This is a genomic window from Marinobacter persicus (assembly GCF_002934325.1).
Classification (GTDB): Bacteria; Pseudomonadota; Gammaproteobacteria; order Pseudomonadales; family Oleiphilaceae; genus Marinobacter; species Marinobacter persicus_A.
Genome location: NZ_PTIV01000020.1, coordinates 24,329 through 46,499 on the forward strand (window position 1 = coordinate 24,329; position 22,171 = coordinate 46,499).

The following is a 22,171-nucleotide window of genomic DNA, read 5'->3' on the forward strand; positions in this document are numbered from 1 at the left end:
AAGGAGTTATCCATGACCACAAGCCAAACAGCCGCTCAGGCCCCAGATGAAGCCCGGGAGATTTTCGCACCGGAAACGTCACTGCTCGACAGCATCATTTCCGAGAGCCGGGTAGCACGATCGGAAACCGAACGTACCCGCACCCGTGATCTTATTGATGAGCTGGTCAATCAGGTACTGGAAGGTGAAGTAACCCCCAGCAAAGACCTGATCGCGGTACTCGATTCACGCATCGCCGAAATCGACTCACTGCTCTCAGACCAATTGAACGAGGTCATGCACGCCAGTGAGTTTCAGCAACTGGAAGCGTCGTGGCGCGGCCTGAAGTACCTGACCGACCAGACCGAAACCAGTCCCAACATGAAAATCCACATGTTGAACGCCTCCAAGAAGGATCTGGTTAAAGACCTCAAGTCCGCTTCTGAGTTTGACCAGAGCGCGCTCTTCAAGAAAGTGTACGAAGAGGAATACGGCACCTTTGGTGGCGCACCGTATGGCATGATGATCGGTGATTACGAGTTCGGCCGTCACCCTCAGGACATGTACCTGCTGGAACAGATTTCCCACGTCGCGGCAGCGGCCCATGCCCCGTTTATTTCTTCAGCATCTTCGGAGCTGTTTGGTTGGGATTCATTCACCGACATGGCCGGCCCCAGGGACCTTTCCAAGATTTTCGACACGGTGGAATACGCCAAGTGGAAGTCCTTCCGGAACTCGGAGGACGCTCGCTATGTCGGGCTGACCCTGCCCCACGTTCTGGGCCGCCTGCCCTATGGCGAAGACACCGCACCGGTCGAAGAATTCAACTTTACCGAAAACGTCGATGGCCGTGACCACAACAAATACCTTTGGATGAACGCTGCCTACGCCATGGGCTCACGGATAACCGATGCGTTCGCCAAGTATGGCTGGTGCGTGGCGATTCGGGGTGTTGAAGGGGGTGGTTTGGTTGAGGGCCTGCCAACCCACACGTTCCAGACCGATGATGGTGAAGTGGCGCTGAAGTGTCCGACAGAAATCTCAATCACTGACCGCCGTGAGAAAGAGCTGTCCGATCTCGGCTTTATTCCTCTGGTGCACTGCAAAGGGACAGACTACGCGGCCTTCTTCGGTACACAGTCCAGCCAGTTGCCGAAGCAGTACAACACCGACGTAGCAAACGCCAATGCCCGCCTGTCGTCTCAGCTTCAGTATATTTTCGCCACCTCCCGTATCGCGCATTTCATGAAAGCCATCATGCGTGACAAGGTTGGTAGCTTCGCCTCCCGCCAGAACGTTGAGGACTTCCTGAACGAATGGCTCTCCCAGTATGTGCTGCTCGACGACAACGCCGGCCAGGAGGCCAAGGCGCAGTACCCGCTGCGTGAGGCCCGGGTGGAGGTTGCCGAAGTGCCGGGAAAGCCAGGCTCCTACAAGGCGGTTACTTTCCTGCGCCCGCATTACCAGCTGGATGAGCTGACAGCGTCCCTTCGACTGGTATCCGAACTCCCGCAATCAACCCGGGGCTCTTAAGAAACCCACAGGTTTCTTATGCCACCACGACATCGGAGGTCGTGGTGGCTGAGCAATCCGGACTGGCAAGGAGAGCCACGCCATGAGCGACGCAATGCAGATGGTCCCAACGCTGCTTGACCGACTGCTTGATGACAACCCCAGCCAGATGACCGAGGCCCTGCCCGGCCACCTGTGTTCAACCACCCATTACAAGGCATCGGTGGTGCGGGACCTGGAGCTGCTGGTCAACACCCGCCGGGAACTGGTGGGCAGTGAGCTCGATGCCTGGCCGTCGCTGCAGGGCACACTGCTTGCTTTCGGCCTGCCGGATTTTCTGAGTCGAGGCGTGCGCAGCACCGAAGACCGCCAGGTGATCCAAAGACAGCTGGAGCGGACCATTGAGCACGGGGACAAGCGTTTTAGCAGCGTGCGGGTGCACCTGCTGAACCCGGATACCCACGACCGAATCCTTCAGTTTCGCATTGAAGCCATGCTCACGCTCAGCGAAGCGCAACAGCATGTGGCTTTTGACGCCGTTCTGCAGGTCAACACCCGACAATACAAGGTTCAAAATCTAGTCTAATGCTTGACGACTTGCTGCCCTACTACGAGAAGGAACTCTCGCACCTGCGATATCTGGGTCAGGAGTTCGCCAACCGCTATCCAAAGATAGCCTCCCGGCTTCTGTTGGAAGGCGACTACTGTGAAGACCCGCACGCGGAACGAATGATTGAGTCCTTCGCTTTCCTGAGCGCGAGGGTCCACAAAAAGCTGAACGATGATTTCCCCGAAATCGTTGAGGCTTTTCTGGATGTTCTATACCCCCACTATCTAAGACCCACTCCGGCGCTTTCCATTGTCGAATTCGATCCTGGCCCTCAGACCTCCCTGACCGGTCGGTATCATCTGCCTCGGCATACGGCGCTGCATTCCCGGCCTGTAGGGGAAACCTTCTGCCGCTTTAGAACCTGCTACCCGGTTGATGTCTGGCCAGTGGAGCTATCTGGCGCCGAGCTCAAGCGGCTGGAGCGCTCCTCGTTCAATCGTCACGGCAATGACCACGTTGCCCAGTTAACACTCAACCTGCAAAGCATTGGAAATACCGAATTTGGGAAGATGGGCATCGACAAGCTGCGCTTTTTCCTTGATGGCGAGGGTAGCCTGATGCATCCACTCTGCGAGATGCTGTTTAACAACGTGGCGCGGGTTTCCGTAAGCTTCGTTGAGGCCGGCCAAACCCGTGAAATCCGGCTGGGCCCTGATGCCATATCTCCCGTCGGTTTTAAGCCAGAGGAAGGCCTGATTGATTATTCAGAGCGCTCATTTCTGGGTTATCGCCTTCTTCACGAGTATTTCACATTCCCGGAAAAGTTCCTGTTTTTTGACCTCGGTGGCCTGGAAGGCCCCCTGGCCAACCAGGCCGTGACGAATATTCAGCTGCACCTCCTCTTCCGTGATTACGATCAGCAAGAAACGCTTGCCCGGCTAGCCCAGACGCTTGACCGGCACAACTTCCGGCTGGGCTGTACCCCCGTGGCAAACCTGTTCTCGCAACAGGCGGAACCCATCAAACTCAGCCATACCCGGGACGAATACCCGGTCATACCGGATGTGCGAAACGCCGGTTCCACTGAAATCATATCCATCGATGATGTCGTGCGGGTTGTGCGCACGGCCACGCGCGACAAGGTTTCACCTTGCCTGCCCTTCTTTGAACCCAGAGACAGTGAGAGGCAGCCCCAACAGAGTTACTGGATTGCCCGCCGGGTCAGTACCGGCGATGCACGGGATCCGGGCACTGAGATGAAGCTACGGGTCGTCGACCGGGAACTGGAGTTGCTCGACGGCAGCAGCGATACGCTCAGCCTTCGTCTCACCTGCAGCAACCGGGATCTGCCGAAACTCATGACCCTGGGTCATCCGCAGGGCGACTTCACACTTGAGCAGGAACAGGTCGTGCAGCAGATACGCTGCCTGCGCAAACCTACGTCACCCATTCGCCCACCGATGGGGAAAGGGTTGATCTGGCGCCTGGTCTCTCACCTGTCCCTGAATCATTTGTCGCTGGTGTCTCAAGGAAGGGAAGCGCTGATGGAGCTGCTGTCCCTGTACAACTACCGTCAGGCCTCGGCTATACGAAAGCAGATCAACGGCATTACCCGCATCTCCAGTGAACCGGTCATGACCCGGATAGGCCACCCGCGACCGGCCTTCGTACGGGGCACCGGCATCACACTTGAGCTGGACGAAAATCAATTCATCGGAAGCGGTATATATCTGTTTGGAATGGTGCTGGATCACTTCTTTGGCCAGTACTGCAACCTCAACAGCTTTACTCAACTTACCCTGCGCTCCAGTCAGCGCGAACAGCGAGTCGCCCAATGGCATCCGAGAACCGGTACTCAGCCCCTGGTCTGATTGATCAGGCCCGCGCAGAGCCCTGGCGTTTCGGGTTCTTCCAGATGGTCCGACTGATGCGACTGCATTACAGCCGCAACGGTCGCATTGATCCGGAGAACCGCCCCCACCAGGACCCGCTGCGCTTCAGGTCATTGTTATCGCTTAGCTTTCCACCGAGCGAGATCAGTGATCTGTCGTTTGAGAATGAAAAATCGCTATCGGCCAGCAACGAGCCCGTGAGCGAAATCCAGACAACTTTCATGGGACTGGTGGGACCATCGGGTGTTCTGCCAAGGCCCTACACGGAACTGTTGATCAACCGGCACATCGAAAAACGCGATGATGGGGCTCATGCATTCATGGACCTTTTCTCACATCGAATGACCGCCCTGTTCTATGAAGCCTGGCAGAAATACCGGTTTCACATCGAATACGAGCGAAAGGGCAGTGCCGATTTCGAGAACTGGTTGCTGCACCTGTGTGGTTTTACTCCAACCACATCGGAGCGAAGGCTCGGCACAACAGCGGGCACCGGTTGTCTTAATCGCAACCTCTTCACTTGGTTTTCAGGGCTTTGGACCCAGAAACCACGCAACGCCGGTAACCTTGAAGCCATTCTTGGCTATACCTTTGGCCAACCGTGCCGGGTGATCCCGTTTTCTGGCCGCTGGATTCAACTGGCTCCGGATCAGTGCACCCGGCTCGGACAGACCAACGCCCAGCTCGGCTCGGGCGCTGTGGCCGGTACCCGAGTCCGGGATTACCAGTCCACCTTCCGCGTCCAATTCGGGCCATTGAGCTTACAGGCGTATCAGGAACTTTTGCCGGAAACCGACACGCACCAAAAACTGGTGAAGCTTTTACGCTTCTATGCGGGCATAGAACTCGACTTCGAGATTGAACTGACTCTCGACAAACGGGAAATTCCGGTTCCCCGCCTTGGTACCGATGACAGTCCTCGCCTTGGATACTTGGGGTGGCTAACGCCCAACGACCGGACAGCCAATGCAAACGGACATGCAATCTTTGAAATCACCTATGATGGAGCAATGGTGTGAACCTTAAATCCCTCTTCAATAAACTGAACGATCCCTGCCGCGAAGCCACCGAAGGCGCTGCAGCCCTCTGCCTGGCCGAACGCCAGTACGATGTCGACATCGAGCACCTGCTGCTTAAACTGCTGGACAGCGACGACAACGACATCCTGCGTATTGCGCGGCACTACGACGTCTCCCTTGACCGGCTCGCCAGCCAGCTTGAAGACACGATCGCCACATTCAAAACTGGCAACACTCGCACACCGGCACTGTCGCCGAGGCTAACCCGCCTGATTGAGCGGGCCTGGGTGGTTACCTCCGTGGACCATGATGAAACGCAGGTCCGAAGCGGCCATCTGCTTCTGGCACTTTTACGAGAGGACGAACTACGGCGTGTGGTTCTGGAAGGTGCCCGCGAACTTGAACGCATTCATGTTGACGACCTTCAGGCGCACCTCTGTGATCTAATCCAGGGCAGTAGTGAAGACGGCCATGTTCGGGCACTGGGGGAATCCACCTCGGAGCCCACAGGTTCCCAAGCACCCAACAGCGGAGTGGCCGGAGAATCCCGCAAAACCAGGACCAAGACGCCGGCACTGGATCAATACACTATCGATCTCACCGGCAATGCCCGCGCCGGCCGTATCGACCCGGTTCTGGGTCGGGAAGAGGAGGTGCGCCAGATGGTTGATATTCTGACGCGCAGACGCCAGAACAACCCGATCCTTACCGGCGAGGCCGGGGTTGGCAAAACCGCCGTGGTGGAAGGACTCGCTCTTCGGATTATCAATGGGGATGTACCCCCACCGTTGCAGAACGTGGAACTACGCACACTCGACCTTGGACTGCTGCAAGCCGGAGCCGGCGTTAAAGGGGAATTTGAAAACCGACTGAAGAATATCATTGAGGAAACCAAGCGCAGTCTGCACCCGATCATCCTGTTCATCGACGAAGCCCATACCCTGATTGGCACTGGCGGACAGGCCGGCCAGGGCGATGCAGCCAACCTGCTGAAACCCGCACTGGCCCGCGGGGAGTTGCGCACCATCGCAGCCACCACCTGGGCTGAATACAAGAAATACTTTGAGAAAGATGCAGCGCTGGCCCGCCGCTTCCAGGTAGTCAAAGTGGAGGAGCCCTCCGAAGCTGTCGCTATCAATATGCTGCGCGGACTCTGTGGGCGCATGCAGGACCACCATAAGATCAGTATCCTGGATGAGGGCATCGTCCAGGCTGTCCGTCTCTCACACCGGTACGTCACCGGCCGCCAGTTGCCCGATAAGGCCATCAGCGTGCTGGATACAGCCTGTGCGAGAGTTGCGCTTGCCCAGTCCTCTCAACCGGCGGCTCTGGAAAACGCCTACCGCCGAAAGGACAACCTCGAAACCGAAATCGCCATCCTCCAGCGTGAACAGTGCGAAGGTGCGGATCATTCCGATGGCCTCGCCGAGCTGGACCAACAACTCACCAGCACCCTGGCGGAGATTGGAGACCTCAGTAGCCGATGGGAACAGGAGAAGGAAATCGTCTCCCGCCTGAAGGAGCTGGAAGCCAAGCGTGAAACAGCGGAATCTGACGGCAACCAGGCAGAGGCCAACGACTTGAGTGGCCAGATCGGCGACGTCCGTCGCGAGCTGGCTGTCATCCAGGATGAGCATTCCCTGGTACACGGACACGTGGACGGCAACGTCATCGCCGAAGTAATTTCCAACTGGACCGGCATTCCCCTGGGCAAGATGCTGCGGGATGAAATTACCACTGTTCAGCAGTTGCCTGAGCTTCTGGCTGAACGGGTACTGGGCCAGGACCACGCCCTGGCCGAGATTGGCAAGCGCATCTCCATCTCCCGCGCCCGCATGGAAGACCCCAACAAACCCATTGGTGTCTTTCTGCTGCTTGGCCCCAGCGGTGTTGGCAAAACCGAAACGGCGCTCTCCCTGGCCGATGTTCTCTACGGTGGTGAGCGCAACGTCATCACCATTAACATGTCGGAATACCAGGAGGCCCATACCGTCTCCAGTCTCAAGGGTTCGCCTCCCGGCTATGTCGGCTATGGCGAAGGCGGCGTACTGACCGAAGCTGTCCGACGCAAGCCCTACAGCGTGGTGCTGCTGGATGAAGTGGAAAAAGCCCACCCGGATGTGCTGGAACTATTTTTCCAGGTCTTCGACAAGGGCGTGCTGGATGACGGGGAAGGCCGTGAGATCAACTTCCGGAACACGGTCATTCTTCTAACTTCCAACGTCGGCACGGACGACATCATGCGCCAGTGCCTGGGCGCCGAGACATTACCCGAGCCGGGCGCCATTACCGAAAGCCTGCGGGACCAGCTCAATAACGTGTTCAAACCGGCCTTCCTGGGGCGCCTGAACATCGTCCCCTACTATCCGGTGCAAAACGAGATTCTTAACCGGATCGTTGAACTAAAGCTGGATCGCATCAAACGCCGCTTCGAAACCAATCATCGGGCAAGCTTTGAATATGACCCAGCCATCATCGAGGCCATCACTGCTCGCTGCACCGAAAGCGACAGTGGTGCACGGAACGTGGACAACATCCTCTCAGGAAGCCTGATGCCGACCATTGCTGAGCAGACACTCAATCGCATGGCATCAGGTGAAGCGATCCAGCAACTGATCGTCAACCTGAATGAGCAAGGGGAGTTTGCGTACGAATTTACCTGACTTCCTATGCGCTACGGCTGTTGGCCTGAGCGAGACCGGTCTCTCGGCGTGACGCACAGTCACGCCGCTGTTAATCTTCACGGTTTACTCCAAGAATTCCGGACTCGTTCATGCTCCAAGGTGCTCTTTTCATCGCCCTGGCTGCCCTGCTTTGGGCCACCACGGGCATTGTGGCCAAGTTCCTGTTTACCGGCACTGAGTTGGAGGCCCTGACTCTGGCCTGGTTGCGGTTGATGGTTGCCCTGCCCTTTTTCTGGCTGCTGATGCGCCGGGAACAGCGCCGGCTGAAGGCCGCCAATCCCGGGCAGAGCGTACCCGGCAGTTCGCTGCGCAGCCTGAGCCTGAAAGCCTTTATTACCCTGGCCGCTTTGGGCCTGTTCCAGGCCTTCTACCAGGGCAGTTATCTGCTCGCGGTGGACCTGACCGGCGCCGGTATCGCCACGCTGATTTCCCTGTGTCTGCCACCGGTTATGGTGGCTATCCTGGCCGCGCCCCTGCTTGGGGAAAAGCCGGGGGTGCTGACGATTCTTTCTGCCCTCGCGGCCATCATCGGCACCAGCATGCTGGTGGTCAGCGATGTGGATACGGCTGGCACGCTGCGCCTGGCCGGTATCTTGATGGCCGTGCTGGCTGCGGTTGTCTACAGCGGTTTCAGTCTGACCAGTCGCTACAATTCCGCCGGCACCCCGGTGTTTACCACCGCGTTCATCTGCTTTGCGACGGCGGCACTGCTGCTGTTTCCGGTGGTTGGGTTTAGTGGCGGGTTCGCGGGACTCGATACTCTGGGCCTGAAACACTGGCTGATGGTGGCCTACATTGGTGTGGGGCCCACCTGCATTGGCTACCTGCTGTTTTTCACGGGCATGAAGACCACACCGGCCACGCTTTCCAGCATCATTGTCACACTGGAGCCGCTGTTCGTCGCGATACTGGCCTGGATTTTCCTGGGAGAGGTGCTTGGGATGATAGGTATTGCCGGCGCCCTGATTCTAACCGTGGCGGTGATTGTGGCCTCGCTTTATGGCCAACCCCGGACCGCCAGCGCAGAAAGCTGAGGTCGGGGCCGGCCGCGGACTTAAAGCTCAGCCGCCCTTGCTGCGCTGCTTTTCCAGCATGTTGGGCTGAAGAATCTCGATCCAGTAGCCGTCCGGGTCTTTGATGAAGGCCAGGCCTTTCATCTTGCCGTCGTCCGGCTTTTTCACGAACTCCACGCCCAGGCTTTCAAAACGGTCACAGGCGTTGTAGACATCCGGCACGGCGATGCCAATGTGACCAAAGCCCTGGGGCTCGTCGTTGCCGTTGTGGTAGCTGAAGTCCGGATCATTCTCGGTGCCCCAGTTGTGGGTAAGCTCCAGAATGCCTTCGCGGCCAAAGGTATAGGCGGTGCGGTGAGCATCGTTATGGGGAACGGTATGGGCAGTGCGTTCATCCAGATACCCCATAAAGTACAGAGTAAACTTCATTTCCGGGAAATCCAGCTTGCGTATCAGGTGCATACCCAGCACCCGGGTGTAGAAGTCCATGGAACGCTCGGGGTCTTTAATGCGAAACATGGTCTGGTTAAACACATAGCCTTCGGTTTCCGGCACTGGTGCATCGTGTAGGCCCGGTGCCTCTTCAAAGTGCTTGGGCATGTCGATTTACCTTGTTGTTCGAGAATTCAGCTACCATTTGAGCGCGTACTGGCACGAAATTTCAAGCCCCGACCGTCTCCGTGATCGGTTCAACACTTAACCCACAACAGGTACACTGCCCTGCTTCACCCAATGGAAGCCCTATGGCAGACGACATAGAACGCGCAGATCAACTACAGACTTCCGGTCGACGGCTGGTACTTTTCGGCCTGCTGTTCCTGTTGCTTACAGGTGCCGGGGTTTATGCTGTCTACCACCAGTTTGCAGGCCGAAATTTCGAGTTCGACACCCAACTCTTGTCCCCCGGGCTGTTGCTCGCCGTTAGCGCCCTGCTGTTGGTGTATTTTGCCTCAGACGCGCTACGGCTGCATTACACCTTGCGCACCCTGGGGCACACACTGCCGTTACGGAAGATTGTCCGGCTGGTATTCATCAACCTGTTTTTCTCCAACATAACCCCCATGGCCACTGGCGGCGGCTTTGCCCAGATCTGGTACCTCACCCGCCACGGTGTGCCGGTGGCCCGGGCTACAGCGGCGACGACCATTCGAACCGTACTGGCGGTGATTTTTATCTTCTCGGCGACACCGGTTTTCCTGCTGACCATGCAGGCGGTCAGTGGCGATCTCTGGTCTTCCCGGATCATCACGGCCCTGGCGTTCTTTATTACCGCCTACCTGGCGTTTTTCCTGGTGCTGCTGTTCAAAACACGCTGGCTCATCGCGCCCCTGAGCGGAATAATTGCTGGTCTTCACCGGTACCACGCCATTAACGACTGCCGCCACGACCGCTGGCAATTCAAGTTACGCCGGGAAATGCTGCGGTTTTCAGACAGCTTTGGCGATTACCTCAAGGGTGAGCGACGCTATATCTGCCTTTCGGTATTTTTCACCGCCACCTTTCTGCTCAGTCTTTTCAGCTTCCCCGCGCTGCTGATGGTTGGGCTAGGCTATGACGTAAACTATCTGTTAACGCTGGGATTGCTGGTGGTCACCACCTTCATCATGTATTTCTCACCAACGCCGGGTGCCTCGGGCATTTCCGAAGGCGTGTTCGGCAGTTTCTTCCAGAACATGCTCACCGGCAATCACCTGGTGCTGGTGACCGTGGCCTGGCGTTTCCTCACCATTTATCTGGGCATGTTGGTTGGCTTGGTGGTCATGCACAGGGAACTGTTAAAAGCACACCGGAGACAGGAATGACCCGAAGCAACCCGCTGAAACTGTTGTTCTACCTGTGCCTGCTGATTGTGATTCTGCTGGTGGGCTACAAACTCTACCTGAATTTCTTCAAACAGGATTTCGAGGCCATCCACACCGAACAGGTGGAGCGCATCCACGAGCGTACCCCCCCAGGCTCGGCCATTCGTTTTGCGGTAGTGGGCAACATCAACAACTCAGTGGGTGTGTTTGAGAAGCGCATCATCCCGAAGCTCAATGACAGTAGCCTGGATTTTCTCGTGTCCGCAGGCAATGCGGTGAGTGGTGGCGGTGAAGACAAATATCGGGCTCTGCAAGGCACGCTGAGCAACCTCAAAATGCCTTACCTCCTGACATTCGGCCCTCATGAGTATGAGGACTTCGGCAGCTTTCGGTTCTATGATCACTTCGGGCCACACTTCTTCAGCATCCGGACCGGCAATGCACGCCTGATTTTTCTGGACAGCACGGGTAAGACTCCATGGCAGTGGCAAATACGCTGGCTCAAGGATCTGTTGAGCCAGGACACCACCAACGCCCGCGTGCTGTTTATCGGACATCCGCCGATGAAACCCGAAAACCCGATGCCCTTCACCACCGACGACAGCTTCCTGCAACCCAAGGCCTTCCGCACTGCGCTGATGGAGTTGATAGAGACCCGAGACATCGACCTGGTGTTCTCCGCCAACCTGGCGATCTATGACGAAGAAACGGTAGGAGATACCGGTTTCATCACCACCGGCGGCGCTGGTGGCCTGGTGCTGAATACAGAAAACAGTTTTTACCACTACGTGGAAGTGGGCATCTCGCCCGACGGCGAGGTGACGCATCAACTGGTGCCAATGGAAATTGGCCAGCATCCCATACTGGAACGCCTGGAAGGCCTGTGGTTCTTTGTCTACTCGTTGTTTTATTCCGGCTTCCTAAACTTTATCCTGATTTTGTTTGCCTTCCTGGCGGCCACCATCAAGCTATACCAGATTATTTTCATCGGCAAGGACTACTACCCGGATTACGACCTGGACCCGACCCCCTGGCTGGAAAAGCCCCTGCGGGTAGTCATGTTCACCAACAATTACCTGCCGTTCATTGGCGGCGTGCCGATCTCCATCGAACGTCTGAGACGGGGCCTGGAACAACGGGGCGATGCCACCCTGGTGGTTGCCCCCCGATACAAGAACCAGCCGGAACGTGAGAAGTCCGTGGTCCGGGTGCCCTCCCTGCTCACCATGGGCAAGAACCGGGAATTCAGGATGGCCAATATTTTCCTGAGCCAGATCCGAAAACGGGTCCGGGTGTTCAAGCCCGACATTATTCATGTTCACCATCCGTTCTGGCTTGGTAGCCTGGGCCTGTTCATGGCCCGGCGCCTGAAAGTGCCGGCTGTCTACACCTACCACACCCGGCTGGAGCACTACGCGCACTTCGTGCCCCTGCCGGGCATGCTGTTCCGGAACCTGATTTCCCATACGCTGATCAAGTATTTTGGCAACCGGTGTGACGGGGTCATCGTGCCCACCTACTCCACCGAGGAATACCTGCGCATGATCGGTGTGACCACACCGGTATTCGTGCAGCCCACCGGCATTGAGTACGACCGTTTTCAGGCGGTGAGCGACGCAGAGGTGGCGACGTTGCGCGAGGAACTTGGGCTGACGGATGAGAAGGTGTTTGTGAGCGTGGCCCGCCTATCCAACGAAAAGAACATCGACTTCATGATCGAAGCCATTCACCGGCTGCGTCAGCAAACCAAGGTACCGTTCCGGTTCCTGATGATTGGCGATGGCCACCAGCGCGACCGGCTGCAAAAGAAGATTGAAGAACTGGGGCTGGAATCCTGTTTCCAACTGGTGGGGGCCATAAAACCGGATGAGATGGCAGTCTGGTACAACCTGGGCCACGCCTTCCTGTTCGCTTCCAAGTCCGAAACTCAGGGCATGGTCATCCTTGAGGCCATGTCCGCCGGGCTGCCGGTAGTAGCGGTGCGCTCCTCCGGTATCGAAGACGTGGTGCGCGATGGCTACAACGGCTTCAAGACGCCGGAAAATCAGGGCCAGTGGGTCGCGCGGGCACAGGAGCTGCTGGAAAACGACGGGCTGCGCAAACAGTTCTCCGACAAGGCTCGGGCGTTTGCTGCCGACTATTCGGTGGAGCAGTTCGCCAAGGACGTCCACGGCATCTATGCCACCACCCTGGCGGCTTATGAGAAACGTGCGCAAACCACTTATGCCGAAAGATTGGGGCGCTCTAATTAATCGGTTTACACTGGAAAAACGTAAAGAGTTATAGCGTGAAGGCGTGGGTGGGCTTTCCAAAAATTTTGAGGGCCAAGGATGGCCCGAAATAAGCGCACATGGGTGAGGCAAGCGTCTATGAAGCGAAGCTTCATGCGCAGCTGAACGACAGCAATCCATGATTGCTGGCCGGACCCGCCTGCGGGTGCTTGTAGCGGTTTTTGGAAAGCCCACCCACGCCTTCACAGGCACCCAAAGCCCGTTTCTGTGAGGTGGAGAACGCTGTGACCGGTATCCCTGTTGGCATCAGCAGCTGTTTGCTGGGTAAGGAAGTGCGCCACGATGGTGGCCACAAACATTCGCGCTATTGCACGCAAGTGCTGGCGAAACACTTTGATTTCCGGCCAATCTGCCCGGAACTGGAAGCTGGCCTGGGTGTGCCCCGACCGACCATCCATCTACGCAAGTACCCCGAGGGCATGCGCCTGATCGAAACCAGCGGCGCGGCGGACCACACCGACGAAATGCGCGGGTTCATCGACGAGGTGATGCCGACACTGGGCAACCTGCGCGGTTACATCCTGATGAAGAAATCGCCCACCTGCGGCATGGAACGCATCAAGGTGTACACGGAAAAGGGCAACCACATCGACAACACCGGCGTGGGCCTGTTTGCCGAAGCGCTCATGAAAGCCTATCCGCTGATGCCGGTGGAAGAGGAAGGCCGACTGAACGACAGCATGCTGCGGGAAAACTTTATCGAGCGGGTGTTTGCCTATGATGACTGGCTGCAGAACGTGGCGGGTGAAAACCTGACCAAGCAGGCGCTGATTGAATTCCATACCCGCCACAAGTTCACACTGATGGCGCATTCGGAGAAGATCTACCGCCAGCTCGGGCCGCTATTGGCCGATCTGAAGTCGGAACCGTTGGAAGACATTGCCGATCGCTACATCCACCTGTTCATGGAGGCCATGAGCCATAGGGTGAGCCGGGGCTCCCACGTGAACGCCATGCAGCATCTGCTGGGCTACCTGAAAGATGGCATGTCCGGCGAGGAAAAATCCGTGTTGCTGGAGCAGGTTGAAGCCTATCGCCGGGGTGAGGTGCCGCTGGTGGTGCCGATGACACTGCTGCGACTGGCCCAGCGCAAGGAGCCGGCGGATTACCTGACGATCCAGAAGTACCTGACGCCCTATCCGGATGAACTGGGGCTTCGTAACAACGTCTAACCGACCGGCATAGGGCCCAATACTTCCGGGGCCCTATGCCTGGTCTGCCCATGACGGGATTACGCTCGATTACTCCGTAGTGGTCTCGCCCTGCAGGCTCTTCCGTGTCTGCTCCTGCTGCCGGGCTTTTTTCCGCGCCTTGCGCTCGGCAATGATTCTTGCAGCCTCGCCGCCCACGTGGGTTTCCCCTCGGGCTTCGGCCAGCCGCATCTGGTGTTCGCGCTCCCGGAAACGGGCTTTCTGCTCTTCGGTCAGTGACTCAATGCACTGATGGCAGCTGACGCCCTGCTCGTATTCCGGGCGCTGTTTGTCGGCTTCGGTGATCGGCCGGCGGCAGGCGTGGCACTGGTCGTAATCGCCCCGCTCCAGCCGGTGATTTACGGTTACCCGGTCATCAAAGACAAAGCACTCGCCCTGCCACAGGGTCTGCTCTTCGGGCACGTCTTCCAGGTATTTCAGGATGCCGCCCTTGAGGTGGTACACCTCATCAAAACCCTGTTCTTTCAGAAACGCCGTGGATTTTTCGCAGCGGATACCGCCGGTGCAGAACATGGCGACTTTCTTGTGCTTCTGCGGGTCCAGGTTTTCCTTCACGTACTCCGGGAATTCCCGGAACGTATCGGTGGCCGGGTTCACGGCGTTTTTGAAGGTGCCAATTTCCACTTCATACTGGTTGCGGGTGTCCACCAGCAGCACTTCGGGATCGGAGATCAGGTCGTTCCAGTCCTTGGGGTCAACGTAGGTGCCCACCACGCGTTTGGGGTCGATGCCCTCCACGCCCATGGTGACGATCTCTTTCTTGAGTTTGACCTTGGTGCGTTTGAACGGCTGGATGTCGACGAAGGACTCTTTGTAGTCGATGCCGTTGAACCGTTCGTCGCTGGCGATCCAGTGTTTGACGGCATCGATGCCTTCGCGACTGCCGGCGATGGTGCCGTTGATGCCTTCACGGGCCAGCAACAGGGTGCCGTGCACGTCGTTTTCCAGCATCAGGTTCAGCAGCGGCTGGCGCAGCTGTTTGTAGTCGTTCAGGACTGCGAATTTGTACATGGCGCAGACCACAACGTTGTTGCTCATAGTGTTCTCCTGCGGGCCGGAACGTAAATCCGGAGCATGATTTGGGGAGCGGGAGTTTACCCAAGTGTGGGGTGGTTTCAAATGAGGGGTGGCCGCAGACTCTCTTATCCGGAGCATCCTTTGCGCCTCAGTGCGGGGTGGCTTTCCGAAAGACGCTGTAAATACATCCCTGTACGCTTCTCTCCGCCCTTCAGCGCTTATTGCTCCTGCGTCGCGCTGAAGGTCCTGGGCTGGCCGTCCTTGGCCAGCCCGTGAAGAGCTAGTCGCTCTTCACCCATGGCTACGAAGACTTTTGGGAGGCCCACCCCGTCCAGCTGCTCACGGTTCAGTTGCCTAAGAACTTACTCCGCTTTATCTAACTCTCTTTCCACAACCGCCGACAACTGCCCCCAGCCGGGCCGGGTCAGCCGAATGTTGTCGACCATCACAGTCGGCGTGCTCATCACCCGCAACTGCCGGGCCACCTGCGCACTCTGCTCGATGTCTTCACGGTGCAGTTCGGTGTTCATGCAGCGTTGGAAGCGACGTTCGTTCAGCCCCAGCTCATTGGCGTAGCGGGTGAAGATCGGCAGCGGGTCGCCGGCGTCGTTCCATTCGATCTGGGCCGCAAAAAGTTTGTCGTGCATGCCCCAGTAGCTGTCCTGGTCACCCGCGCAGCGGGCGGCCATGGCTGCTGGCATGGCGTTCTGGTGTTGTTGTAGGGGCAGATCGAAGTACACGAAGCGTACCTGACCATTTGCCACGTATTCCCGCTTCAGGCGCTGGCTGACTTCAGCGAAATTGGCGCAGCCGGGGCACTGGTAGTCGGCGAATTCACGTACGACCACCGGTGCTTCTTCCGGGCCGATGGAGACGCCATACCGGTCCATTTCCTCGGGGAACGGTGGAGTATCCGGGCCGGCCACCGGCAAAGCCTCGTCATCGGGGGTGGGAGGCTTGGTCAGGATGTACAGCCCGGTCATGATCAAAGCCACCAGGGCAGCGGCGCCTACCAGCTTGGGGGCCAGGCTGCGGTTTCGTCTGGAGGATGGTGTTCCCGTCTGTTTCCTGCGTTTTGCTTCACCCATGATGCTCTCCTGCAAAGTGTTTTAGCTCGGGGAAGAAGACCAGGAAGTTGGCTTCAAGTTCTTCCTCGTGCTCGTAAATTTCCTCAATCATACCGTCAAAACGGTTGGCAAAGCGTATGCGACTGGCCACCCGGTCCAGGGCATGGCCGATGCTGTCCAGGCTCTGGTAGGCGCCAAACCAGTCGCCGGCCACCATGCGCCGGGTGACCCGGGCCATGGTTTCGGGCATCAGGTGTTCGTAGTTCTCAAACTCACCATAGACCTGCTGGATGAACCTATCACGGTCGGTTTCGGCAAACCGGCACCAGTGGCGCAGCAGGTAGTGGTCGTACAGGATGTCCAGCGCCACGCCTGCAAAACGGCGGCGGCGCTGGGAGAACAGGCGTTTGCTGTCGAGTACTGCTGGATGGCTGTCGGTAAAACTGTCCACGGCTCGATGGTGATGAACGCCGTGAACGATTTCATCCGGGTAGGTGGACAGGTCTACTCCGCGCACAAAATCACCCATCACGCTGCCAACTCGAGCTTCCGGTGAATCCGGCGCCAGGAACAGATGGGCCAGGTGGTTCATAGCTATACCCTGATTGGTGGGTGAACTCTGGCTGTGTGTTTGCGTATACCCATTTACACTTTAGCAACACAGGCCATGATCATGTTTGGTTTTCTGAAAGGCGACCCAGAGAAGAAACTTCGCAAAGCCTATGAAAGTAAGCTTGCAGAAGCGTTACATGCGCAGCGTAATGGCGATCTTCGCACCCATGGCACCCTGATGGAAGAAGCCGAAAAACTGTACGCCGAGATACGGGAACTGGAGCAAAAGAAATCGTGACCCCGCGCAACTATCGCGGGGTCGGTTGACGGCCATCACTCGCCGGTAAGGTGCCTCAGCCGCTGCTCCAGGCGGGCCATGTCCCGGCGCATGGCGTTCACTTCATCCAGCAAATCCAGTGACAGGGCCAGGCCCGGCAGGTTCAGGTTCAGATCCCTCTGCAGGCGCATGGCCTTTTGCAGCCGGCTCAGCGCCGCCACGTCGAACTGCCATTGCAGGGCTTCCTCTGCCTCTTCCACCGGAGCGATGATCCCATAATCCACCAGTTTGATGATGAACTCGGCGTGACAGTCACCGCGCTCGCACACTTCGCGCAGGGTGAAGGTGCTGCCATTATTGTCCAGGACTTCCACGGTCAGTGTCGTATTATGCTTCGTCATGGCTTGCTCCCTCACACGTGCAGTTTGCTACGTGGATTGAAGTTCTTCTCAAGCTCGGCCAGCTGCTCGTAGAGCTTTTCCGCCTCGGGGTTATGCTGCTCCGGCATGGCCACCTGCAGCACGATGATCTGGTCGCCCGGGTGTTTGCCGGGGAAGCCCTTGCCCTTGAGCCGAAGTTTGCGGCCACTGGTGGAGCCCTTGGGCACTTTTACGTTCACCTTGCCACTCACCGTTGGCGCCGTGACAGTAGCACCCAACGCGGCCTCCCAGGGGGCAATGGGCAGGGTGAGCATGACATCACGGCCTTCCACGGTGAAGTGCGGGTGCGGAGCCAGTTCCACTTCAATGAACAGGTCACCGGCTTCACCCCCGCCAACACCTGGCGCGCCCTGGCCTTTGAGGCGGATGTGCTGGCCTTCGCGCATGCCGGCCGGGATTTTCACTTTCAGGGTTTTCTGGCGCGGCATCACGCGGCCATGCTGATCGGCCTCCTGAACGGTGAACGAAACCTGCTTCTCGCAGCCGTTAATGGCCTCTTCCAGGAACAGGGCCAGTTTCGCGTGTACATCTTCCCCACGCATGCGCATGTTCTGACGGAAACCACCACCGCCGAAGCCGGTGCCAGAAAAGCCGCCGTGCCGGCCGCCGCCAAAGATTTCCTCAAAGAAATCGCTGAATTGCCGGGCGTCGGCCTCCGTGTAACCGCCGCCACCAAAGCCCGAAGCGCTCTGCCAGCCCGGGGGCGGCTGGAAGGAGCCATCGTCGCGGGCGCCGTATTTGCGCAGTTGATCGTATTCAGCGCGTTTTTCGGGGTCTTTCAGTACCTCATAGGCTTCACCGACTTCCTTGAACTTGTCACTGGCGTTCTCCTCCTTGCTGACATCCGGGTGGTACTTGCGCGCCAGCTTGCGATAGGCCTTCTTGATCTCTTCGGGCGTGGCGGATTCGCTCACCCCCAGGGCGGCGTAATAATCCTTGAAGTCCATGGCACTCCTCGCAGGTGATCAAATATCAATCTCTGTCTACCTATATTTGACGCTGCCGGGAAAATTACAAGGGAGCCCGTCTTTCCGCTGGCAGGTTCGGGAACCTCTGTCCGCCTTTCCGACATTATCATTAGCCCGGGATAGCCAGTAGAATAGCCGCCTTTGCGTTCCAGAAACGTTGGGAATTTCATCCGCTGTGACCACCAATCATTCACCGCAAAGCTGGCTTCTACAGCAACTGCCCCGTTCACCGGACATTGGCAACCTGCCCTGTCTTGCTGAGCGTCTGGGCCGCCTGTTCGGTCTGGGCGACACCATGACGCTGGATGCAGCCATCGCCTGGCGCTCACGGTGCCCGGGCAGCCCGCAACCGGCGGTGATCGAGCGACTGACCGAAGAACTGGCGACCAGCCGCAGGGCTCTGATCCGGCGGATCGAAGACTGGGCCGGTGACGTCACCTTTGACGACGAACCGACATTCGAGCCCTTGCAGAATGCCTGGCTCGGTGTGCAGCGGAAAGTGGCCGCCGCCAGTCGGCAACTGCGAGACAAGGTGCGCAAAGCCATGAAAGATCAGAACCCGGCACTGGCACACCTGGCCGAGCTGGATTCGGTTTTCGACCACGCCATGGCCAGCTACACCAGCCAGTGTTTCGCCACCGTTCCCAAAGAACTGGAGCAGCGATTCCAGACACTGAAAGACGCCGACAGCCCAACACCCGACAACAATGACTGGCTCCACCGTTACTGCCAGGAAGCGCAGAATCTGTTGCTCGCCGAACTGGACGTTCGGCTGGAACCGATATTGGGGTTGCTGGAGGCCTGTCATAACGAAGTGAGTGAATATTCATGAGCAGACTGTTTTTTGTTGTTGCCTTTGCCCTCGGCCTGGCCGTGGTGGCCTGGATCGGCGCCGGCTTTGTGGGCTCCGATCCCCTGGCGCTGGCCTTTACCGGGGTGATTGCCCTGGTCTACTGCCTGGGCTTTGGGGAACTGGTGAACTTTCGCCGCAGCACCGGGCAACTGGACCAGGCCCTGGACACCCTGCCGTCAAAAACCGATGAAGTGCGCAGCTGGCTCAACGACCTGCCCGGAGCCATGCAACTGCCCATCCAGCGTCGCATTGAAGGCCACTCGGCCGCGCTGTCCGGCCCACAACTCACTCCCTATTTGACCAGCCTGCTGGTGATGCTCGGTTTGCTGGGCACCTTTGCCGGCATGATCGTCACCCTCAGCGGCGCGGCTTCCGCGCTGGACAACAGCACCGAGCTGAGCGCCGTTCGCAGCGCCCTGGCCGCCCCGATTGCGGGCCTGAGCCTGGCGTTCGGCACTTCCATCGCCGGTGTGGCCGCCTCTGCCATGCTCGGGCTCGCCTCCACCCTGAGCCGCCGCGAGCGGGTGAATGTGTCCCGCCGCCTGGATGGCGACTTGCGCAGTAAATTGCGCCACCTGTCCGGCGACTACCAGCGTGAACAGGCTTTCCAGGCCATCGAGAGCCAGGCCCGGGCGCTGCCGGAAATGGCCTCTGCCATGGAACGCATGACTGCCCGCATGGAGCAGCTGGGCGAACGACTGGAGCAGTCCCTCACGCAGAACCAGCAGGCCTTCCACAAAAACGTCGAAGCCCAATACCAGGAACTTGCCCACTCGGTGGCGCGCTCACTGGAAGCCGCCGTTCAGGCAGGCACCCGGCAAACCGCCGAGCAGATTCAGCCCGTGGTGCGCGAAGCGATGGACCAGTTGCGGGCAGACGCCGATGCCCAACACCGGAACTGGTCGTCGGCCGCCGGTGAGCAACTGGCGGAGCTGGCCAACCGTTTCCAGGCCACCACGACGGAAGCCACCGAACACTGGCAACAAACCCTGGCCGAACAACAGCACCAGCAGACCAAGTGGCTGGAGAGCCAGACAACCGGCCTGGAACAACTGACGGCCACCACCGCGGAGCATTTGTCAGCACTGCAAACGCAGGAAGCCAACCGGACCGACGCCATCAGCCAACGCCTGGAAGCGTTGGAAGCCACTGCGGCCAAACACCTGCGGGAGCTGGGTGAAGGTCTGGAAGCGCCCATGACCCGGCTGATTGAAACCGCGTCTGAAACCCCGAAGGCCGCCGCCGAGGTGATCCGCCAGTTGCAGGCGGAAATGGCCCGCAACAGCGAGCGCGATAACGATCTGCTGGAAGAACGCAAGCAGCTGGTCAGCGAACTGGATGCCCTGCTGGCCAACCAGCGGGAGCAGATCAACAGCCAGCGCCAGGCGGTGGATAATCTGGTGAACGGCGCGGGCGACACCCTCAGCGGTATTGGTGAACGCTTCCATACGCTGATTGAAGAGCAGAGCCAGCAACTGGGCCAACTGGGTGAACACCTCACTGGCAGCAGCCAGGAAGTGGGCGCCCTGAGCGATGCCTTCGGCACGGCCATTGAGCAGTTCAGTCGGTCGAACGAGCAGGTCATTGCCAGTCTCGCGGATATCCAGAAGGCGCTGGATAACGCCGGCACCCGCCACGACGAACAGTTGGCCTACTACGTGGCCCAGGCCCGCGAGGTGATTGACCTGAGTGTGAGCGCCCAGAAAGACGTGATTGATGCCGCCGCCGCGCTGTGCAAACCGGCAACCGAGGCCGTGTGATGGAGCACCTGGAAGGCGGTGAACAGCAATCCGCCCCGGTGTGGGCGATTTTCTCGGACCTGATGGCCGCGCTGGTGGGTCTTCTGGTACTGCTGCTGGTGTGGGTGATCGGCCTGCAGCTGGAGCTGAGCCAGTCCCTCGCTGAGGAGAAAGCCAAGCGCGAAGCCGAGCAGGAGCGCCGGGTGGCTTTGGAACAGGCACTGGAAGACCCGGTGACCAAGGGCCTGGTGACTTTCCGCAACGGGCGCATTGGCATCAGTGGCAACGTGCTGTTTCAACTGAATTCCGACGCCCTGCAGGCGGACGGCGAGCAAGTCCTGGCCTCGCTGGTGGAACCATTGCAGGTGTACCTGGCCGAGCACGACGAACTACTGATGGTCAGTGGTTTCACCGACGACCTGCCCCTGCTCAGCGGCAATCGTTACGAGGATAACTGGGGTTTGTCGGCCCAGCGGGCACTGACCGTGACCCGCACGCTGATTGCCAAGGGCCTGCCGGAGGACCGGGTGTTTGCCGCCGCCTTCGGCCCGCACCAGCCGGCGGTGCCCAATGAAGATGCCGAATCCCGGGCCAAGAACCGGCGGGTGGAGATCAGCACCGTGCCCCGGGCGCCTGATGATGCGCCCACCGGAAACAATGTGGGAGCCGGGGACTGATGCCTGGCGCAATTACCTCCACTTCTGATCTATCCCTGCTCAGGCACCTGCGGGAAACCTGTGCAGATCGGGCGGACCCCGTTCGCTTTCGATACCTGGAATCACTGGAGCAGCGCCTGCGGGCCCGAGGACTTCAGGGAAGTGTACATTGGCAGAAACTGGAACAGGCGGTTTCTGATTACCACGCCAGATACGATCAGCCAGAACCCGAACCCCAACTGGCAGAGACCGACAAACCCTCGCTTCTTGCCGTACTCACTGAACAGCTCAACCAGGTTCAGGCATCGGCTCCGACAGACAACCGTTGCTCTGCCCTGGAGCAGTTGATCTTCGGTCCTACGGAAAATGAGCCCACGCCGGGCAACGGCGAGCTGGCAGCTCAACACCCGCAACCATTGAGAGCGATGGCCAGGGCCCAGGCTGATCGTGGTTCTGAAGTGCGTAAAGCGCGCATTCGTCACGCCATAGAGCAAACGCCCGAGGATGCCGGGCCGATGAACGCCCATCGACTGGTCAGTCGGGCCATTGCCAGGATGCAGAGCCTGTCACCGGAGTATCTGGACCGGTTTGCCCGTTACGCGGATACGTTGATGGCGCTGGAACAGCTGGCGAGAAAGAACTGACCAGC

Annotated in this window: 20 protein-coding genes; 14 read left to right on the plus strand and 6 right to left on the minus strand. The window is 58.6% G+C overall.

Annotated elements, in window-relative coordinates; all coding sequences use genetic code 11:
- Window positions 1-12 precede the first annotated feature (12 nt).
- The 6 genes from tssC to BY454_RS11085 all read left to right on the plus strand — a co-directional run bounded on the left by tssC (window position 13) and on the right by BY454_RS11085 (window position 8,670).
- On the plus strand, window positions 13-1,512 hold the full coding sequence (gene tssC, locus BY454_RS11060) for a type VI secretion system contractile sheath large subunit (protein WP_104416598.1): 1,500 nt from the start codon (window positions 13-15) through the stop codon (window positions 1,510-1,512).
- Between the two features lie 82 nt (window positions 1,513-1,594).
- On the plus strand, window positions 1,595-2,077 hold the full coding sequence (gene tssE, locus BY454_RS11065) for a type VI secretion system baseplate subunit TssE (protein ID WP_104416599.1): 483 nt from the start codon (window positions 1,595-1,597) through the stop codon (window positions 2,075-2,077).
- The gene (tssF, locus tag BY454_RS11070) at window positions 2,077-3,912 is read left to right on the plus strand and encodes a type VI secretion system baseplate subunit TssF (RefSeq protein ID WP_104416600.1); all 1,836 of its coding nucleotides are present in this window, start codon (window positions 2,077-2,079) and stop codon (window positions 3,910-3,912) included. The genes tssE and tssF overlap by 1 nt, the downstream gene beginning before the upstream one ends.
- Window positions 3,876-4,952 (plus strand): type VI secretion system baseplate subunit TssG, encoded by a 1,077-nt coding sequence (gene tssG, locus BY454_RS11075; RefSeq protein WP_104416601.1) that lies wholly within the window; start codon window positions 3,876-3,878, stop codon window positions 4,950-4,952. Before tssF ends, tssG begins: the two co-directional genes overlap by 37 nt.
- On the plus strand, window positions 4,949-7,615 hold the full coding sequence (gene tssH / locus BY454_RS11080) for a type VI secretion system ATPase TssH (RefSeq protein ID WP_104416602.1): 2,667 nt from the start codon (window positions 4,949-4,951) through the stop codon (window positions 7,613-7,615). Before tssG ends, tssH begins: the two co-directional genes overlap by 4 nt.
- Before the next feature lie 110 nt (window positions 7,616-7,725).
- A complete protein-coding gene (locus BY454_RS11085) occupies window positions 7,726-8,670 on the plus strand; it encodes a DMT family transporter (protein ID WP_104416603.1) in 945 nt (314 codons plus the stop codon).
- 27 nt (window positions 8,671-8,697) lie between these two features.
- On the opposite strand, the gene gloA is transcribed toward BY454_RS11085, so the two are convergent.
- The gene (gene gloA / locus BY454_RS11090; RefSeq protein WP_104416604.1) at window positions 8,698-9,249 is read right to left on the minus strand and encodes a lactoylglutathione lyase; all 552 of its coding nucleotides are present in this window, start codon (window positions 9,247-9,249) and stop codon (window positions 8,698-8,700) included.
- Between the two features lie 143 nt (window positions 9,250-9,392).
- On the opposite strand from gloA, the gene BY454_RS11095 reads away from it, so the two are divergent.
- The 3 genes from BY454_RS11095 (at window position 9,393) to BY454_RS11105 (ending at window position 13,914) form a co-directional block, all read left to right on the plus strand.
- Window positions 9,393-10,451, plus strand: a complete 1,059-nt coding sequence (locus BY454_RS11095; RefSeq protein WP_104416605.1) for a lysylphosphatidylglycerol synthase transmembrane domain-containing protein — start codon at window positions 9,393-9,395, stop codon at window positions 10,449-10,451.
- Entirely contained in the window at window positions 10,448-12,703 is a 2,256-nt protein-coding gene (locus BY454_RS11100; RefSeq protein WP_104416606.1) for a glycosyltransferase, read from the plus strand. The genes BY454_RS11095 and BY454_RS11100 overlap by 4 nt, the downstream gene beginning before the upstream one ends.
- Before the next feature lie 263 nt (window positions 12,704-12,966).
- Window positions 12,967-13,914, plus strand: a complete 948-nt coding sequence (locus tag BY454_RS11105) for a YbgA family protein (protein WP_104416607.1) — start codon at window positions 12,967-12,969, stop codon at window positions 13,912-13,914.
- A 69-nt stretch (window positions 13,915-13,983) separates the two neighbouring features.
- Here BY454_RS11105 and trhO read toward each other — a convergent pair whose 3' ends face one another.
- The 3 genes from trhO to BY454_RS11120 all read right to left on the minus strand — a co-directional run bounded on the left by trhO (window position 13,984) and on the right by BY454_RS11120 (window position 16,629).
- Window positions 13,984-14,991, minus strand: a complete 1,008-nt coding sequence (trhO, locus tag BY454_RS11110) for an oxygen-dependent tRNA uridine(34) hydroxylase TrhO (RefSeq protein ID WP_104416608.1) — start codon at window positions 14,989-14,991, stop codon at window positions 13,984-13,986.
- Window positions 14,992-15,332: 341 nt separating this feature from the next.
- Window positions 15,333-16,058, minus strand: coding sequence for a thioredoxin domain-containing protein (locus BY454_RS11115; protein WP_104416609.1), 726 nt, complete (start codon window positions 16,056-16,058; stop codon window positions 15,333-15,335).
- On the minus strand, window positions 16,051-16,629 hold the full coding sequence (locus BY454_RS11120; RefSeq protein ID WP_104416610.1) for an acyl carrier protein phosphodiesterase: 579 nt from the start codon (window positions 16,627-16,629) through the stop codon (window positions 16,051-16,053). Before BY454_RS11120 ends, BY454_RS11115 begins: the two co-directional genes overlap by 8 nt.
- An 81-nt stretch (window positions 16,630-16,710) precedes the next feature.
- On the opposite strand from BY454_RS11120, the gene BY454_RS11125 reads away from it, so the two are divergent.
- Window positions 16,711-16,887 carry a DUF6435 family protein gene (locus BY454_RS11125; protein ID WP_104416635.1) on the plus strand — a complete coding sequence of 59 codons (177 nt, stop codon included), beginning with the start codon at window positions 16,711-16,713 and terminating at the stop codon, window positions 16,885-16,887.
- Window positions 16,888-16,922: 35 nt separating this feature from the next.
- Here the strand turns inward: BY454_RS11125 and BY454_RS11130 are convergent, their stop codons facing one another.
- Together BY454_RS11130 and BY454_RS11135 are read right to left on the minus strand one after the other, a co-directional pair.
- The gene (locus tag BY454_RS11130; protein WP_104416611.1) at window positions 16,923-17,267 is read right to left on the minus strand and encodes a chaperone modulator CbpM; all 345 of its coding nucleotides are present in this window, start codon (window positions 17,265-17,267) and stop codon (window positions 16,923-16,925) included.
- Window positions 17,268-17,278: 11 nt separating this feature from the next.
- A complete protein-coding gene (locus BY454_RS11135) occupies window positions 17,279-18,253 on the minus strand; it encodes a DnaJ C-terminal domain-containing protein (protein ID WP_104416612.1) in 975 nt (324 codons plus the stop codon).
- Between the two features lie 196 nt (window positions 18,254-18,449).
- Between BY454_RS11135 and BY454_RS11140 the strand changes: the two genes are divergently transcribed.
- From BY454_RS11140 to BY454_RS11155, 4 genes are read left to right on the plus strand one after another with little or no spacing between them, the layout of a single operon-like run.
- Window positions 18,450-19,106 carry a DUF3348 family protein gene (locus BY454_RS11140; protein WP_104416613.1) on the plus strand — a complete coding sequence of 219 codons (657 nt, stop codon included), beginning with the start codon at window positions 18,450-18,452 and terminating at the stop codon, window positions 19,104-19,106.
- A gap of 44 nt (window positions 19,107-19,150) precedes the next feature.
- Window positions 19,151-20,887, plus strand: coding sequence for a DUF802 domain-containing protein (locus BY454_RS11145; protein WP_374953551.1), 1,737 nt, complete (start codon window positions 19,151-19,153; stop codon window positions 20,885-20,887).
- The gene (locus tag BY454_RS11150; protein WP_104416615.1) at window positions 20,887-21,543 is read left to right on the plus strand and encodes an OmpA family protein; all 657 of its coding nucleotides are present in this window, start codon (window positions 20,887-20,889) and stop codon (window positions 21,541-21,543) included. The genes BY454_RS11145 and BY454_RS11150 overlap by 1 nt, the downstream gene beginning before the upstream one ends.
- Window positions 21,543-22,166: a DUF2894 domain-containing protein gene (locus tag BY454_RS11155; protein ID WP_104416616.1), complete on the plus strand. Its 624-nt coding sequence runs from the start codon at window positions 21,543-21,545 to the stop codon at window positions 22,164-22,166. Before BY454_RS11150 ends, BY454_RS11155 begins: the two co-directional genes overlap by 1 nt.
- The last annotated feature ends 5 nt before the right edge of the window (window positions 22,167-22,171 follow it).